This window comes from Falsiroseomonas oryzae (assembly GCF_027856955.1).
In the GTDB taxonomy this organism is placed as follows: Bacteria; Pseudomonadota; Alphaproteobacteria; order Acetobacterales; family Acetobacteraceae; genus Falsiroseomonas; species Falsiroseomonas oryzae.
The window spans coordinates 1-2,640 of the sequence record NZ_JAPSMD010000593.1 but is presented as its reverse complement, the minus strand read 5'-3'; the positions used below and the strand labels follow the sequence as shown (position 1 = coordinate 2,640).

The window sequence follows — 2,640 nt, the reverse complement described above, 5'->3', positions numbered from 1 at the left end:
TGGCGACGCAGGTGCCGGCCGCCATCGTCGAGCAGGCCGCGGTGGCCGGCGCGCTGACGCTCGACCCCGAGCGCGCGCTGGCCGGCGCGGCGCTGCTCGCGCAGCGCCTGGACGCGCTGGCGCCGGAGAGCGAGCGCGGCTGGAAGGCCACGGCCGATGCGAATGGCCTCTCGCTGTATCGCGTGGTGCGCGGCGTGACGGAGCGGCATGCGCTGGACCCGACCGCGCTGAAGAGCGCGGAGGCACGCTGGTTGGACGAGCGGCGCGAGGGCTTCGCTGCCGACTACGCCGCGGGTCCCGCGGTGCTGTCCTTCGATGGCCCGGGCATCGCCCAATCCGGCCCGCTGATGGTCTGGGACCGCATCATTGCGCAGGGCCGGAAGGGCCTGACCATCCAGCGCTTCAAGGGCCTGGGCGAGATGAATCCCGACCAGCTCTGGAAGACCACGCTGGATCCCGCCGCGCGCACGCTGCTGCGCGTGCGCGTGGAGGACCTGGAGGATGCCGAGCAGGTGTTCTCCACCCTGATGGGCGACGTGGTGGAGCCGCGGCGCGACTTCATCGTGGAGAACGCGCTGAAGGTGGCGAACCTGGACGTCTGATCCGCCGGCGGGCCTCACCCGCCGGGCGGCTGCCCCTCATGCGTCTCGCTGCCGGCGCGCCAGCGATGCGTGGAGGCGCCGAAGGCCACCACGGTGCCGGCGGCGTCGAACACCTCCGTGCGGCAGAAGAAGATGTTGCGGCCGCGCGTCACGACCCGGCCTTCCGCCACCAGCCGCCCGGACGCGACCTGTCCGGTGAAGCGGCAATCCAGGTCCAGCGTCACGGCGCGGCGGATGTTGCCCGGCACGCTGCACCACAGCCCCGCATAGGCCGCCGCCTGGTCGATCAGCGACAGCATCACGCCGCCATGCACGATGCCGGACCGGTTGGCGTGGCGCGACCCGGCCTCGACGGCCACGCGGGCGAAGCCGTCGCGCCATTCGACCAGCTCGATCCCGAGCAGGTCGTGGAAGGGGGCGGGATGGGGGTCGAGCGGGGCGTCGGTCATGCCCGGTCCCGTGCCGGTCCCGGGCGCCGCGGTCAAGCGGGCCATCGGCCAGTCAGCCGATCTGCAGGTTCTGCAGCGACTCCTCGAGCTCCTGGAAGCTCGGCATGGAATGGCTCGGTGCCATCTTCCGGCCGGTCTCCACAGCCACCTGCGGCGCGTTCCCGTGCAGATGGGCCACCAGCACCGCGCGGATCACCTCGTAGTACTTGGCGTCCTCCTCGACGATGCCCTTCAGGCGGGTCGCCAGCGGTCCCATCAGGCCATAGGCCAGCAGCACGCCCAGGAAGGTGCCGACCAGCGCGCCGCCGATCATCTTGCCCAGCACTGCCGGTGGCTGGTCGATCGAGCCCATGGTCTTGATCACGCCCAGCACCGCCGCGACGATGCCCAGCGCCGGCAGCGCATCGGCGATGTTCTGCAGCGCGTGGGAGGGGTGCAGCTCCTCCTCCTTCATCTTCTTCAGCTCCCGCGCCATCACGTCCTCGATCTGGTGCGGGTCGTCGGCGTTCATGCCGATCATGCGGAGGTAGTCGCAGATCATCGTCACCGCGTGATGGTCGCCGGCGATCTTCGGGAACTTCTGGAATGCGGCGCTTTCCTGCGGCCGTTCGATATGCGCCTCCAACGCCATGGCGCCCTTCTGCTGCGCCAAGCGCACGAACCAGTAGAGCAGCGACAGCATCTCCACGTAGTCGGATTTGTGGTACCGCGCCCCCTTCATGATCTTCCCCATGCCGCCCAGCGTGTGCTTCACGTCGTGCATGCTGTTCGACATGATGAAGGCGCCCACCGCGGCGCCGCCGATCATCATGAATTCGAAGGCGAGGGTGGAGAAGATGATCGCGAAGCTGCCGCCGGCGATCGTGTAGCCGCCGAACACCATCACCAGCAGGAAGACGAAGCCCGCGATCGAGGTCATCGCGTCACGCTCCCGCTGCGCGCGGCGGCATCGGCTTCCTGCCGGCGCGGCGGCGGCGGGTCTCGCAGCAGGGTGATGGCGACGCGGCGGTTGGCGGCGGCGCCTGGCTGGTCGGGCAGAAGCGGCTGCCGCTCGGCATGGCCGGCCACGCTGTGGATGCGCGATTCCGGCAGACCGGCCTCAGAGAGCAGGCGCCGCGTCGCGTTGGCGCGCTCCGCGGAAAGATCCCAGTTGGAACGGTCCGTGCCGCCGCGGAAGGGCGTCGAGTCCGTATGGCCGGTGATCGAGACGGGGTTGGGCAATCGCGCCGCCACCTGCGCCACGCGCGCGATGAGCTGGCGCGCGCGGTCGTTCGGCGCCGCGCCGCCGAGCGCGAACATCGGCTGCCGCTCCGCGTCCAGCAGCTGGATGCGCAGCCCCTCCGGTGCCTGCTCGATAAGCAGCTGTCGGCCGAGTTCGGCAAGTGCGGGGTCGCCGGCGATGGTGCGCCGGATCTCCTCCGCCGCCCGCTCGAAGGCTTCGCGCTCGCGGCGCTCGTGCTCGGCGCGCAGTTCGGCATCCGACACCGCGCGGACATCGGGCGCCGCGCGCGGATCCTGGTCGCCGGGCGGCGCGTCGGCGCGCGCCGTGCGGACCCGGCGCGGCTCCGCCTCCTCGTCCTCGCCCTCCG

Annotated in this window: 3 protein-coding genes and 1 pseudogene; 1 reads left to right on the top strand and 3 read right to left on the bottom strand. The window is 71.2% G+C overall.

The features are described 5' to 3' along the window. Positions 1 to 602: pseudogene (locus OZN99_RS29335) on the top strand (DNA gyrase subunit B); the annotation flags it as partial. Between the two features lie 14 nt (positions 603 to 616). Here OZN99_RS29335 and OZN99_RS29330 read toward each other — a convergent pair. The 3 genes from OZN99_RS29330 to OZN99_RS29320 form a co-directional block, all read right to left on the bottom strand. After that, positions 617 to 1,051 (bottom strand): PaaI family thioesterase, encoded by a 435-nt coding sequence (locus OZN99_RS29330; protein ID WP_270938753.1) that lies wholly within the window; start codon positions 1,049 to 1,051, stop codon positions 617 to 619. Between the two features lie 52 nt (positions 1,052 to 1,103). Further along, positions 1,104 to 1,970 (bottom strand): flagellar motor stator protein MotA, encoded by an 867-nt coding sequence (gene motA / locus OZN99_RS29325; protein WP_270938752.1) that lies wholly within the window; start codon positions 1,968 to 1,970, stop codon positions 1,104 to 1,106. Next, positions 1,967 to 2,640: OmpA/MotB family protein (locus tag OZN99_RS29320; protein WP_270938751.1), on the bottom strand; the 674-nt coding region annotated here is incomplete at its 5' end. The genes OZN99_RS29320 and motA, both read right to left, overlap by 4 nt.